Below are 13,141 nucleotides of genomic sequence, written 5' to 3'. Positions count from 1 at the left end.
TTATTTGTATTAATAGCTTGATGAAAAATCAAGTCGAATAGGAATTTGATAGGAAGTTCGAACAGGCAATCCCTTTTGTAATCCTGGGGTCCACTTGGGATATGAGTACAGTAATCGAACGGCTTCTTCATCTAAACCATACCCGAGGCTTTTACTCACGCGTATCCCATTGATTTGCCCTGTTTTTTCAACAATAAAATATAAAATAATTGTGCCCTTGACTTTCTTTTTTAACGCTTCATTGGTTGGTTCAAAATTTGTTGAAATGTATTTATAAAAATGATTAATGCCTTTAATGGGTTCGGGACGAATTTCAGCCTTTGTGTAGTTTACTTTTTCACCCTCAGGTGTGGTACTCGTTCCCTCAATGAGGCTGCCGTTTTCGTATAGTTCTTCATAGGTGTTCATTTTTTTTCCAAATAAACCCGTCCATTTTCCTGTTTTAACACCCTCTTTATAGGTTCCTTTATCGGAAAAAAATTCATTTTCATAAAAATAGGTTCCATTACCTTCTTTCACAGTTTGAATGCCATCACGATTCCAAAAACTCTGAATTTTGTAATTGCTGCCGATGGTTTCATCTGCTTTAGTATAATATCCCTTTTCACATAATTTGCCATTCTCATACCAACGTCGATAAGGTCCTTCAAGCGAATTTTTATTGTAGGTGTTGGCATAATCTAATCTCCCTTTGGAATCATATACCACATATTGTCCATGTACTATTCGGGTGTCAGCATCTTCGTAGCAAACGGATTTAGTTGGAATATTTTTAGCATTAAAAGTTGTAATGACATAACATTTGCAGGAATCTTGAAAACTGAATACACTTTTGTTATAAAAGTTTTTTTCTGTTGCTTCTTTACCCAGAGAGTCGGTGTATTTTATGACTTCATTTTGTGCAAATACAAATGCACTACTAAGTAAAACTACCAGTATATAGATGTTTTTTTTCATTAAATTATAGTTTTAAACCGCCACAGCACCTTTAATATGCGGATGCGGGTCGTATCCCTCTAACGTAAAATCGTCAAATTCAAAAGCGAAAATATCTTTCACGTTTGGATTGATTTTCATGGTGGGTAAGGGGCGAGGCTCCCGACTCAATTGCAATTCCAATTGTTCGAAGTGGTTGTTGTAAATATGGGCATCGCCAAAGGTATGTATGAAATCGCCGGGTTGTAAGTCGCACACCTGCGCAATCATCATCGTTAACAACGCATAAGAAGCAATATTGAACGGAACGCCTAAGAAAATATCGGCACTGCGTTGGTACAACTGACAGGATAATTTTCCTTCTGCAACATAAAATTGGAAAAACGCATGACAGGGAGGAAGTGCCGCTTTACCATTGGCTACATTTTCTGCGAAGGATACCGAAGTGTCGGGCAATACCGAAGGATTCCAAGCCGAAATCAACATGCGACGGCTGTTCGGGTTTTGTTTTAAAGTCTCAATTAACTCCGCAATTTGATCAATATTTTTACTGTCCCAGTTGCGCCATTGATGGCCGTAAACCGGACCCAAATCGCCGTTTTCATCTGCCCATTCGTCCCAAATTTTAACCCCATTTTCTTTCAAATAACCAATATTGGTTTCTCCTTTTAAAAACCACAACAATTCATAGATAATGGATTTTAAATGGAGCTTTTTGGTGGTTACCATCGGGAAACCCTCGCTGAGGTCAAAACGCATTTGGTAGCCGAAAATACTTTTGGTTCCGGTTCCAGTGCGATCACCTTTTTGAACACCGTGTTCTAAAACATGCTTAACGAGGTCGTGGTATTGTTTCACAGGGATTAATTTTAAGATTCGCGTTTGGATATTTCGTCGCGGATACGGGCCGCTTTTTCATAGTCTTCATCTTGTACAGCGGCTTCCAACATGTCATTGAGTTCCGCCAAACTGTAAGTGTTTAGTCCGCTACCTGCTGTAGGTGTAGGTTCGTTGGATTGTCCAAAAGTTTCCGGTTCTGACAGTACGCCGTCGCCCATTTCTCCTTCATTTCCGGAAGGATTTAAATAGATACCCGCTTTGTCCAAAATGTTTTTATACGTAAAAATGGGGGCTTGAAAGCGCAATGCTAAGGCAATCGCATCCGAAGTACGCGCATCGATGATTTCTTCAATTTTGTCGCGTTCGCAAATGATACTTGAGTAAAATACACCATCCACCAATTTGTGAATGATCACTTGTTTGACCACAATATCAAATCGATCGGCAAAGCTTTTAAACAAATCGTGAGTTAACGGACGCGGCGGCTTGATTTCTTTTTCTAAAGCAATCGCAATCGATTGGGCTTCAAAGGCGCCAATAACAATCGGAAGTTTGCGCTCGCCATCCACTTCATTTAAAATCAATGCGTAGGCACCGTTTTGGGTCTGACTGTACGAAATTCCTTTTATGGTAAGTTTGACTAAACTCATACTATCTTAATATTATTGCGGCAATAAAATGAAAACACCTTTATTGTCGGTCGTAAACTTCTATCTAAACCTTTTGATTTTTGAAAATTAGGGGGTCTAATTTTCTAGTCGAATACGGACTGCAAAATAACAAAAAGATTTGGGGATTTCTAAAAAAAATAAGCCGCTTGTAAAAAAACAAACGGCCTATCAAGTTTAGGTTATATTTTCAAAGAATCTTAGCTGTTTTGTGCTTTGAACTCTTTTAATTTTTGTGTTAAACGGGGCACTACATCCAAAGCATCACCTACGATTCCGTAGTCGGCTACTTTAAAGAACGGTGCTTCAGGGTCGGTATTGATGACCACTTTTACTTTAGAAGCATTGATTCCGGCAATATGCTGAATCGCACCTGAAATTCCGATAGCCACATAAAGGTTAGAAGCCACAGGTTTACCTGTTTGTCCCACGTGTTCGCTATGGGGTCTCCAACCGATATCTGAAACTGGTTTAGAACAAGCGGTTGCTGCTCCAAGTGTTGTAGCTAAATCTTCCAAAATGTGCCAGTTTTCCGGACCTTTCAATCCGCGTCCACCAGAAACCACGATATCTGCATCAGCGATAGATACTTTACCACTCGCTTTTTCAACTGATTCCACTTTAGTATTGAAATCGGCATCACTTAAAGCAGGTGAAAAATCTTCTGCACTTGCAGCGGTATTGTTTTCAACCAAACCAAATGAGTTTTTAGAAATACACAACACTTTTACATCTGTGGTAACTTCCGTATAATTGAATGCTTTTTGTGAAAATGCACTGCGTTTTACTTGGAAAGGTGACGTGCTTACAGGTAAGCCAACTACGTTGGAAGCCATACCAGCTCCCAAGCCAACAGCCACTAACGGTGCTAAATACAAACTGTCTGTTGTTGAAGAAAGAACTACTACTTTAGCGCCTTCTTTTTGTGCAGCCTGTTTTACCACATCAGCATAAGCTTTTGCATTAAAGTTGGTTAACTGGCCATTGTTTACATTTAAAACTTTGGAAACACCGTATTTGCCCAATTCTGAAGTATCACCCGCGTTAACAGTTACTGCTGTTACGCTAGTGCCCATGGTGTCGGCTACAGCTTTGGCGTAGGAAGCCAATTCCAACGCTACTTTTTTGAATTTGCCGTCTGCATATTCGGCATATATAAGTACTGACATAGTCTTTATCTTTTTTGGAAGCTTAGATTACTTTCGCTTCGTTGTGTAACAAGTTGATTAATTCGTCAAGATTATCAGGAGAAACCATTTTCACCGCTGATTTTGGTGCTGGCTTTTCAAATTTCACCGCTTTGGTTTTGTTGTCAGCTCCTGTTGCTTCTACCACAGCAAGTGGTTTTGTACGAGCAGTCATGATACCACGCATGTTGGGGATACGAAGGTCTTTTTCTTCTACAATTCCTTTCTGTCCACCTACTACCAAAGGTAATGCTGTAGCAATTACCTCTTTTCCACCATCAATTTCGCGAGAGGCTTTTGCCGCAGATCCGTCAACCGTTAATTCGGTACAAGAATTCACGAAGTTGTAGTTCAATAATCCGGCTAACATTCCTGGAACCATTCCGCCGTTGTAGTCTAACGATTCTTTTCCGCAAATGATCAAATCATATCCTCCATTTTTAGCCACTTCGGCCAATTGTTTCGCTACGAAAAAACCATCAGTTGGTGTAGCATTGACACGGATAGCGTCATCAGCACCAATGGCTAAGGCTTTGCGTAAAGTCGCTTCCGTATCGGGTCCGCCCACATTCACAACCGTTACTTTCGCACCTTGTTGCTCCTGAAACCAAATGGCACGGGTAAGTCCAAATTCGTCATTAGGGTTAATCACATATTGTACACCGTTGGTATCAAACTCCGTGTCCCCGTTAACGAAGTTGATTTTTGAAGTAGTATCAGGCACGTGGCTGATGCAAACTAATATTTTCATATATTTTTGAGGGGTTTAAATTTTTCCGACGTAAAAGTAAAAAATATATTTCTAACTTTTGTATGCATGCATAATATTTTTTCATATTTCAATCGATTTCGCTGAAGATTCAATAGAGAGTTAGGATTTCGATTTTGAATTGTTAAAAATTTAACGCAAAATTTCGGTGTAGTGAAAATATTTTTTGCTGGAAAAGTTGGGTTTTCGGTTGATGAAAGCTGTTTTTTAACGCAATTATATCGATTTCGTAAAAAAAGGAGGCACAAAATCGAAAGACGGAATATTTTAATCATCGAGAATTCTTATTTTTGCGAATCCTAAAACTGAATAACGAAATATTCGATATGAGAACGATCCAATTTAGAGAAGCGATTGCCGAAGCGATGAGCGAGGAAATGCGTCGCGACGAATCAGTATATTTAATGGGTGAAGAGGTGGCCGAATACAACGGTGCCTACAAAGCCTCCAAAGGAATGTTGGATGAGTTTGGCGCAAAACGTGTCATTGATACGCCTATTGCAGAACTTGGTTTCGCAGGAATCGCAGTAGGGTCAGCCATGAACGGTTGTCGTCCAATTGTAGAATTCATGACCTTCAACTTTTCATTAGTAGGTATTGACCAAATCATCAACAACGCAGCCAAAATGCGTCAGATGTCAGCCGGTCAATTTCCTATGCCTATGGTGTTCCGTGGTCCTACAGCATCTGCAGGTCAGTTGGCAGCAACCCACTCACAAGCTTTTGAAAACTGGTACGCCAACTGTCCCGGTTTGAAAGTGATTGTGCCCTCAACGCCCTATGATGCAAAAGGTTTGTTGAAAGCAGCGATTCGTGATAACGATCCTGTTATTTTCATGGAATCAGAGCAAATGTATGGTGATAAAGGGGAAGTGCCTGAAGGCGAATATATCATTCCAATTGGTGTAGCCGATATCAAACGCGAAGGTGCTGATGTAACGATTGTTTCTTTTGGTAAAATTATCAAAGAAGCGTTAATCGCTGCCGATGAATTGGCTAAAGAAGGCATTTCTTGTGAAGTCATCGACTTACGTACCGTTCGCCCAATGGATTATGACGCAATCATCAATTCGGTGAAAAAAACCAACCGTTTAGTGGTATTAGAAGAAGCTTGGCCTTTTGCGAGTGTGGCTTCTGAAATCACTTATATGGTTCAAGAGCGTGCTTTTGATTATTTGGATGCGCCCGTACAACGTATCACAACTGCAGATACACCTGCTCCGTATTCGCCAACCCTTTTGAAAGAATGGTTGCCGAATGCAAGTGATGTTGTTAAAGCCGTCAAAAAAGTAATGTATAAATAAGGATTTCCTTTATATTTGAAGCCATTCCGAGAGCACTTGGAATGGCTTTTTTATTTTAACAAAACAGGATGAAGAAAAACCTACGCGCAAGTATTATTTTGTTCTTTTTTACCGTTCTTGTCGCCGCTCAAACCAAAGTGAGTGGAGTGGTTATTGACAAGAAAAATCAACCGATTCCTTTTGCAAACCTCGTGTTTAAGGGGTCGAATGAGGGTGTGGTTTGCGATGAAAACGGGAAGTTTTATATCGAATCAGCAAAAAGTTACACCACCTTAGTGGTGGCTTTTATGGGTTATACAACAAAAGATGTTGATTTGGAAAAACCCGTTACCTACAATTTAAAAATTGTACTTAATGAAGAAGAAGTGCTTCAAGAAGTCGTGGTGTATACCGGGAAAACGTCCAAGAAAAATAATCCAGCGTTACGAATCTTACGGAAAATCTGGGAGCGCAAACGCAAAAATGGATTGCGCCTCTTCGATCAATACGCTTACGATAAGTACGAAAAAGTCGAATTTGATCTCAATAGTATTGACAGCAATTTCACCAAAAGCAAAGTGTTTAAAGGGATGGAATTTGTATTCAATAAAATTGATACTTCCAAAATTACGGGTAAAACGTATTTACCCATTTTTATCAACGAGTCGGTATATAAAGTCTACGGCGACAATAAATTAGGGAAGCAAAAAGAAATTTTAGAAGGAAATAAAAATTCAGGTTTAAGTAACGGCGATGGCGTCAACACGTTTATCAAAGACTTGTATAACGATTACAATATTTACAACAACCACTTGACCTTTTTTGATAAGAGTTTTACAAGTCCTATTTCCACAACAGGAATTGACGTCTATAATTACGTATTGCGGGATAGTGCTTACATTGATGACAAATGGTGCTACAACATCGTTTTTTATCCCCGACGTAAAAATGAATTGACCTTCAAAGGGGATTTTTGGGTGAATGATTCCACATTTGCTATTAAGACGATTAATATGGCCGTTTCGAAAAGCGCCAACATTAACTGGGTAAAAGATATTTATATCGAACAAGAATTTGATGTAGTGAACGACTCGGTGTTTTTACTCACCAGAGATTATATGATGTCCGATTTCTCGTTGTCTAAAAAGGAAGAAGCCAAAGGTGTATATGGGAAACGAACTTCTTTGTACCGTAATCATAAATTCAACGAACCCAAACCCGAAAAATTCTACCGCGATGAAGTCAACTTCATTGACAATGCAGTGTATACCCGAAATGAAGAATTTTGGGAGAAAAATCGCTTTGAAAAATTGAACAAAGATGAAGTTGGGGTGTATAAAATGCTCGACACCCTTAAAACCGTCAAGAAGTTCAAACAAATGTATAATCTGGTGACTATTTTAGCCAGCGGTTACATTCAAAAAGGGCATTTTGATTACGGTCCCATTTTTTCCACTTTTGGATATAATGTAGTTGAAGGTATTCGTTTGCGCGCAGGTGGGCGAACGTATTTTGGTCCGAACGATAAATGGCGAATCCAAGGCTATACCGCTTTCGGGTTTGATGATCATAAATTTAAATACGGGGTTTCTGCCAAATGGATGGTCAATACCAAAAACCGTTTGATTCTCGCTGCGGGGAATCGGAGAGATATCGAACAAATTGGAGCAAGTTTAACCACAACCAATGATGTCTTGGGTCGAAGTTTTGCTTCCTCCGGTATTTTCATGTCAGGAACCAACGGGAAATTGTCCAACATCAACTTGACTTCTGCTTCTGCAGAAATCGAACCGGTGAAAAATTTAATTTTTGAAACCGGATTCTCTTTCCGTACACTCGAATCGGCATCCCGCGATTTATTCACTATGGATTATTTTACTGATAAAGCACGCACACAAACGCGTGGCGATTTGCGCCAATCTGAAGTGTATTTTCAGGTCGAATTTACACCCAAGAAAAAATCGGTAGGATATGGAGTGGAACGCTTATCTGTAGATAATCCCTATAGTCGTTTGTTTTTAAAAATGAGTCAGGGTTTCAAAGGAGTTTTGAATAGTGATTTTGATTATACCAAGTTGCAATTGTATTACAAACAGCCTATCGTTATCGGTCCATTAGGGCGAACCAATTTGACCATGGAAATGGGGAAAACCTTTGGTGCTGTTCCGCTAGGATTGATGAGTGTAGTACCCGGAAATCAAACCTATTTTATCATTGGCAACACTTTTAGTAATTTGAATTTCTACGAATTTGTTACCGATGAATACGTAACCCTTCAATGGGAACACAATTTCCAAGGGCGTTTGTTTTCTAGAATCCCTGGTATCCGAAAATTGAATTGGCGGGAGATTATCGGAATTCGTGGAGTATACGGCGATTTTTCAGAAGAAAACCGCTTGTTAAATGCTTCGGATTTAGTGTATAAAGCTCCAAAAACACCCTACTGGGAATACAGCGTTGGTATCGGGAATATCTTTAAAGTTTTCCGCATTGATGCCAGTTGGAGAGGAAACTACCGCGATTTACCCGGAACCAACAACTTCACCATTAAAGGGGAATTTGGGTTCTATTTTTAAGTACGTCACTACAAATCAAGACAATAGACTGATTTTGGAACTTTTGTTTTCAAAATCAGTTTTTTTTTGGACATAAATGTACTTTGTAGACGCTAGTGGGAATGTATAGTAAATTCATAAAAATTATCACCCAAAAAAACACGATGTCTATTTTTTCGGTTAAAAAAATTAGGGATTCACAATTGCGTCGAAAGTGTATTTTTTTTTTGCAAATCTTTTTGGCGAATAGTCGAAACACGCTGTAAATTTGCGCCCTCAGTTAATTGAACAGCAAGATTATGACAGCAGATAATAAAAATACTTTCGATGTATTAATCGAAATCCCAAAAGGAAGCCGCAATAAATACGAATACGATTTTGAATTAAAGAAAATTCGTTACGACCGTATGTTGTTTTCTTCCATGATGTACCCAGCAGATTATGGATTTATTCCAGAAACGCTTGCATTAGACGGTGATCCATTAGACGTATTGGTTTTAGTCACAGAACCAACGTTTCCCATGTGTGTAATGGAAGTAAAACCGATTGGGGTGTTCCACATGGCCGATGATAAAGGTCCGGATGAGAAAATCATTTGTGTGCCAGTTTCCGATCCTATTTGGAACAAGTTAAACGATTTGCAAGATGTGAATCCGCACTTGTTGAAAGAAATCGAGCACTTTTTCGAAGTATATAAAGATCTTGAAAATAAAAAAGTAGACGTACACGGTTGGGGGAATGTTGACGAAGCCCGTGAAATCTTACAGCAATGTATCGATCGTTTTGCAGCGATTGAAAACCGTCCAGAAGGATTATTTAGCATCAAATAATTGACAAATACGTTGAGTTAGCGTTTATTGTTATCAAATCAAATTAAAAAGAGTGGGTTTATTGCCCGCTCTTTTTGTTTTTTAATACGTTCAATTTCAACAGTACTTTTGAAATGCAAATCCAGATTCATATCCAAAAAATGATGAAAATTTAACGATTTGCTTACGACTTATCTTTCGAAAAGGCTCTTGATTCAAGGAAAATTGGTTATTCGGCATTTATTTGTAATAAAATGGCAAAATTCATAATCTTAGTATTTATTTTTCTTTATTTTTGTTCGATTTGATAATTTAAATTCTATAACTAACTAACCAACTTTATGGAGAAAATGTTTATCTATCTGCCAATTGCTATGGCAGTGTTAGGATTGATATTCATGGGGATTAAAGCCTCATGGATAAACAAACAGGATGCCGGTGATGAACGCATGCAAAGTATTGCCAAAAGTATTCAAGAAGGAGCCATGGCGTTCCTGAAAGCCGAATACCGAATTTTGGCTATTTTCGTAGTCATCGCTTCTGTAGCTTTATTCGCCGTTTCCCAAATTTCTGGAGTTTCGCATTGGATGATCGTAGTCGCGTTCATTTTTGGTGCAATCTTCTCAGCTTTAGCCGGAAATATCGGGATGCGCATCGCAACAAAATCGAATGTACGCACCACACAGGCAGCTAAAACAAGTTTGCCTCAAGCCTTGAAAGTTTCCTTCTCAGGAGGAACTGTAATGGGATTGGGAGTTGCCGGTTTGGCCGTACTAGGTTTGAGCATTTTCTTTTTAGTATTCTTAAACCAATTCATGGGCATCGAAGGAAAATCCTTCTATGATAATATGTCTATGGTATTGGAAACCTTAGCCGGATTCTCGCTTGGAGCAGAATCAATTGCTTTGTTTGCCCGTGTGGGTGGTGGTATTTATACCAAAGCCGCTGACGTAGGTGCCGACTTAGTAGGAAAAGTGGAAGCTGGTATTCCCGAAGACGATCCACGTAACCCTGCAACTATCGCGGATAACGTTGGAGACAACGTTGGAGACGTAGCGGGTATGGGAGCCGACTTGTTTGGTTCGTATGTGGCTACCGTTTTGGCGTCAATGGTTCTAGGTAATTATATCATTAAAGACATGACCGAAGCCAGTGGTTCGCAATTTACGGATGCTTTCGGAAACATGGGACCTATTTTATTACCGCTTGCCATTGCAGGTATCGGAATCTTAGCTTCGATCATTGGAACTTTCTTTGTGAAAATTAAAAACAACGATGCTAAAGAAGCTGAAGTACAAGGTGCTTTAAACTTAGGAAACTACATTTCTTTAGCCTTGACAGTAGTGGCTTGTTGGTTCTTAATCGACAAAATGTTACCCGCCACAATCAATATGAATTTCTTTGGTGAAGGGGTGAAAGAAGTGCCGCGTATCAACGTATTCTACGCAACTTTAGTAGGTTTAGCTGTAGGTTTGTTGATTTCTGCGATTACCGAATACTTCACCGCTTTAGGTAAAAAACCAGTTTTAAACATTGTACAAAATTCATCTACAGGGGCTGCAACCAACATTATTGCCGGACTTGCAACAGGGATGAAGTCTACTTTCGGTTCAGTGATTCTTTTTGCTGCAGCGATTTGGGGTGCTTATTTCTTGGCAGGTTTCTATGGAGTAGCTATCGCTGCTTCTGCGATGATGGCCACTACAGCAATGCAGTTAGCCATTGATGCTTTCGGACCCATTGCAGATAATGCTGGTGGTGTTGCTGAAATGAGTGAATTGCCTAAAGAAGTGCGTCAACGCACCGACGTTTTAGACTCAGTAGGAAATACAACTGCTGCTGTTGGTAAAGGTTTTGCAATTGCTTCTGCGGCATTGACGGCATTGGCTTTATTTGCGGCTTATGTTACTTTCACTGGAATTGATGGTATTAATATTTTCAAAGCAGATGTTTTGGCGGCCTTGTTTATCGGTGGTATGATCCCCGTAATTTTCTCGGCTTTAGCGATGCAATCCGTTGGGAAAGCTGCCATGGATATGGTGCAAGAAGTTCGTCGTCAGTTCCGTGAAATTCCAGGTATTATGGAAGGAACAGGCAAACCTGAATACGGAAAATGTGTGGACATTTCTACGAAAGCCGCACTTCGCGAAATGATGTTACCAGGTGCTATTACAATCATTACTCCAATTATTCTAGGTTTATTAATGGGACCTGAAGCCTTAGGAGGATATATGGCTGGTGTTTGTGTATCGGGTGTATTGTGGGCTATTTTCCAAAACAATGCTGGTGGTGCTTGGGATAACGCGAAAAAATCATTCGAAGCAGGAGTTGAAATTAATGGTGAAATGACCTTCAAAGGTTCCGATGCGCACAAAGCAGCTGTAACAGGTGACACGGTTGGGGATCCATTCAAGGATACTTCAGGACCTTCGATGAACATCTTAATCAAATTAACGTGTTTGGTTGGATTGGTAATCGCACCTATCTTAAGTAACGGTCATAGTACAGTGGACAAAAAAGAATGCGCCAAAAAAGAAATGTGCGCTTCAAAAGAAAACTGTAAAGGCGATTGTACCGGTGAAAAATGTGAAGGTAAATGCGAAGGAGAAATGATGGGCAAATGCGATATGAGCAAATGTGCCTCCATGACCAAAGAAGAATGTGCCAAAATGTGCGATTCTTTAGGTTGCTCTCCCGAAGAAAAAGAAAAATGCATGTCACATTATGATAAAGATGGAAAATTTATTGGTGAAATGAAAGGCAAAGAATGCTGTTCAGAAGCTCATAAATAATCGGTCAAAACGAATAAATACTAATCCCCGCTCAATTGCGGGGATTTTTTTTGTTGAAAATGAGGCTTTTACAAAGTATTTAGCTACATTTGAGTTCCTCAAGTCGCTACAGTTTAATTTTTTACCAACCAAAACCAATCCCATGAAAAACAAAATTGTATTCTTAGCGCTTGCGACTTTAATGAGTTTTTTTCTTAGTTGTAGCAAAGACGATAATCAAGGTGAAATTACCGAACCTTCTGGAACCGTAAAAGGAACGCTCACGGTTAAAAACGGATCGAAGCCTGTCGGTGGTGCACTCGTTTTTGTATTCGATTCTAAAAATGAGATCCATTACACCCGAACTGCTGCTGATGGAACGTTTACGCTATTAGCTCCCGCCGGACATCGAGATTTATATCTTCAAACAGGTAACGGATCCAATTTTAGGACTACTCTCGAAATTGATGTTGTGAAAGACGAAACAATTACAGTAGACCCCACACTTTGTCGTTTGGAACAAGTTGCCAATATGGCCTATGTACCGGGATCCTATGATAAAATCGAGTTGATTGTACAATCTTTGGGGTATACTATTCAGTCCATTACACATAACGATCTAGCCAATTATGCCACCATTTCTCAATACGATATTATCTTTTTGAATTGTGGGGGGAAACAAAATACACTTAATGCACAAATTGATACGAATCTTGCCAATTTTGTAACCAATGGAGGTAGTTTGTATGCTTCCGATTGGGCCGTTGCTTATTTAACCGGTGGTGGCACCAACTCCAATTCGTGTAACTTACCCTTTGGTTTTATCTCCGACGATAAAATGTGTGCCATCAATAACGGAGCTTCAGGGTTCATCAATGGCGCCACCATTCCCGATGCTAACTTAGCAGCCGCTATCGGATTTTCAACCTTGAATATTGATTACGATCTCGGAAGTTGGGAACAAATCAATGCCTATGACCCAGCGTTTTGGGAAGCTTTGGTAATGAATCCTTCCAATAACCAACCTTTAATGGTGCGCAACACGGATTTCTCGGGTGGAGCAGTAGGTACACCCGTTGGTGGCGACGATACGGGTTGGGTAACCATCTGCCATCACGATGAGGCGACAAATTCTAATGTTACAATAACCATAAGCGCTTCAGCTTGGGCAGCTCATCAAGCCCACGGTGATACACTCGGACCTTGTCAAGGAAATGCCAATAGTGGAACCATTTATTATACAACTTTCCATAATCACGCTTCAGGCAATATCGGAAACACTTCCTATATCTTAGAATATGTGATTTTGAATTTATAATCAAC

10 protein-coding genes are annotated in these 13,141 nt (G+C 39.7%); 5 read left to right on the top strand and 5 right to left on the bottom strand.

Annotated features, from left to right (window positions below; translation table 11 throughout):
- Positions 1–9: 9 nt before the first annotated feature.
- From EQG61_RS09650 to EQG61_RS09630, 5 genes are all read right to left on the bottom strand, one after another.
- Complete coding sequence (locus EQG61_RS09650) at positions 10–957, bottom strand: energy transducer TonB (RefSeq protein WP_129461711.1); 948 nt, start codon at positions 955–957, stop codon at positions 10–12.
- A 12-nt stretch (positions 958–969) separates the two neighbouring features.
- Positions 970–1,794: a thymidylate synthase gene (locus EQG61_RS09645; protein ID WP_129461710.1), complete on the bottom strand. Its 825-nt coding sequence runs from the start codon at positions 1,792–1,794 to the stop codon at positions 970–972.
- 11 nt (positions 1,795–1,805) lie between these two features.
- Positions 1,806–2,426, bottom strand: coding sequence for a bifunctional nuclease family protein (locus EQG61_RS09640; protein ID WP_129461709.1), 621 nt, complete (start codon positions 2,424–2,426; stop codon positions 1,806–1,808).
- A gap of 218 nt (positions 2,427–2,644) precedes the next feature.
- Complete coding sequence (locus tag EQG61_RS09635; RefSeq protein WP_129461708.1) at positions 2,645–3,613, bottom strand: electron transfer flavoprotein subunit alpha/FixB family protein; 969 nt, start codon at positions 3,611–3,613, stop codon at positions 2,645–2,647.
- Positions 3,614–3,635: 22 nt separating this feature from the next.
- Positions 3,636–4,382 (bottom strand): electron transfer flavoprotein subunit beta/FixA family protein, encoded by a 747-nt coding sequence (locus EQG61_RS09630; RefSeq protein ID WP_129461707.1) that lies wholly within the window; start codon positions 4,380–4,382, stop codon positions 3,636–3,638.
- 344 nt (positions 4,383–4,726) lie between these two features.
- Here EQG61_RS09630 and EQG61_RS09625 point away from each other — a divergent pair, with 344 nt between their 5' ends.
- The 5 genes from EQG61_RS09625 (at position 4,727) to EQG61_RS09605 (ending at position 13,136) form a co-directional block, all read left to right on the top strand.
- Positions 4,727–5,704 (top strand): pyruvate dehydrogenase complex E1 component subunit beta, encoded by a 978-nt coding sequence (locus tag EQG61_RS09625; RefSeq protein ID WP_129461706.1) that lies wholly within the window; start codon positions 4,727–4,729, stop codon positions 5,702–5,704.
- A 68-nt stretch (positions 5,705–5,772) separates the two neighbouring features.
- Entirely contained in the window at positions 5,773–8,259 is a 2,487-nt protein-coding gene (locus EQG61_RS09620; protein ID WP_129461705.1) for a DUF5686 and carboxypeptidase-like regulatory domain-containing protein, read from the top strand.
- A 278-nt stretch (positions 8,260–8,537) separates the two neighbouring features.
- Complete coding sequence (locus EQG61_RS09615; RefSeq protein ID WP_129461704.1) at positions 8,538–9,068, top strand: inorganic diphosphatase; 531 nt, start codon at positions 8,538–8,540, stop codon at positions 9,066–9,068.
- Positions 9,069–9,388: 320 nt separating this feature from the next.
- Positions 9,389–11,839 carry a sodium-translocating pyrophosphatase gene (locus tag EQG61_RS09610; protein WP_129461703.1) on the top strand — a complete coding sequence of 817 codons (2,451 nt, stop codon included), beginning with the start codon at positions 9,389–9,391 and terminating at the stop codon, positions 11,837–11,839.
- A 142-nt stretch (positions 11,840–11,981) separates the two neighbouring features.
- Positions 11,982–13,136, top strand: a complete 1,155-nt coding sequence (locus EQG61_RS09605; protein WP_129461702.1) for a carboxypeptidase-like regulatory domain-containing protein — start codon at positions 11,982–11,984, stop codon at positions 13,134–13,136.
- The last annotated feature ends 5 nt before the right edge of the window (positions 13,137–13,141 follow it).

The organism is Flavobacterium stagni (genome assembly GCF_004122105.1).
GTDB lineage: Bacteria > Bacteroidota > Bacteroidia > Flavobacteriales > Flavobacteriaceae > Flavobacterium > Flavobacterium stagni.
This window is presented reverse-complemented; position numbering and strand designations above follow the sequence as displayed.

Bases quoted from the DNA above. Each gene is read 5' to 3' on its own strand.
- EQG61_RS09650 (WP_129461711.1), bottom strand. From the start codon at position 957: ATGAAAAAAAACATCTATATACTGGTAGTTTTACTTAGTAGTGCATTT.
- EQG61_RS09640 (WP_129461709.1), bottom strand. From the start codon at position 2,426: ATGAGTTTAGTCAAACTTACCATAAAAGGAATTTCGTACAGTCAGACC.
- EQG61_RS09635 (WP_129461708.1), bottom strand. From the start codon at position 3,613: ATGTCAGTACTTATATATGCCGAATATGCAGACGGCAAATTCAAAAAA.
- EQG61_RS09630 (WP_129461707.1), bottom strand. From the start codon at position 4,382: ATGAAAATATTAGTTTGCATCAGCCACGTGCCTGATACTACTTCAAAA.
- EQG61_RS09625 (WP_129461706.1), top strand. From the start codon at position 4,727: ATGAGAACGATCCAATTTAGAGAAGCGATTGCCGAAGCGATGAGCGAG.
- EQG61_RS09620 (WP_129461705.1), top strand. From the start codon at position 5,773: ATGAAGAAAAACCTACGCGCAAGTATTATTTTGTTCTTTTTTACCGTT.
- EQG61_RS09615 (WP_129461704.1), top strand. From the start codon at position 8,538: ATGACAGCAGATAATAAAAATACTTTCGATGTATTAATCGAAATCCCA.
- EQG61_RS09610 (WP_129461703.1), top strand. From the start codon at position 9,389: ATGGAGAAAATGTTTATCTATCTGCCAATTGCTATGGCAGTGTTAGGA.
- EQG61_RS09605 (WP_129461702.1), top strand. From the start codon at position 11,982: ATGAAAAACAAAATTGTATTCTTAGCGCTTGCGACTTTAATGAGTTTT.